Below are 494 nucleotides of genomic sequence, written 5' to 3'. Positions count from 1 at the left end.
CGGGTATTAACGCCCGAGCCGTACCCTTCTAAGCCGTATAATCTGACGATGAGTCTTGCTGTTGCCACTGATGGTGCGGGGAAACTTATCATCACCGATACGCACAGCGGAGCGAATCAATTTGGCGCGATCCGGTACTTCACGATAAGAAAGAGAGGAGAGAGCTGATGCGGCAACTGGAAAGCATTACGGCTTGCGGGATGTGTCCCGGGATAAGGGGGTAATTATGGCTGATGAAACGAAAAGCCTGGAGATAAATACAAGCTGGGTCAGTCTCACTGATGGCACTCAGACTGCAACACTGCAGGTCTTTCATGATTCGATCAGGGTGGTGTCCTCAGCGGCAGAACCTGCTGCAGATGATACCGGTTTTATCCTTGAGCCGGGTCTGTGGAAGATAACACCGCCGACAGCGGCATGGATAAGGGCACAGAACGCGTCATCCCGGATTGTTTACACGCTGCTGTAATGCTGAACCAACTAGCCTCGCGAAC

At 52.4% G+C, this 494-nt stretch carries 1 protein-coding gene; it reads left to right on the top strand.

The features are described 5' to 3' along the window. Window positions 1-226: 226 nt before the first annotated feature. Window positions 227-469 (top strand): hypothetical protein, encoded by a 243-nt coding sequence (locus DEO48_RS26410; protein ID WP_109846764.1) that lies wholly within the window; start codon window positions 227-229, stop codon window positions 467-469. The last annotated feature ends 25 nt before the right edge of the window (window positions 470-494 follow it).

Source organism: Enterobacter sp. CGMCC 5087, from assembly GCF_003144775.1.
In the GTDB taxonomy this organism is placed as follows: Bacteria; Pseudomonadota; Gammaproteobacteria; order Enterobacterales; family Enterobacteriaceae; genus Enterobacter; species Enterobacter cloacae_M.
The sequence above is the reverse complement of the archived record's forward strand: the minus strand, read 5'-3'. Positions and strand labels throughout refer to the sequence as shown.

Coding starts and splice junctions, on each gene's coding strand:
- DEO48_RS26410 (WP_109846764.1), top strand. CDS start 227: ATGGCTGATGAAACGAAAAGCCTGGAGATAAATACAAGCTGGGTCAGT.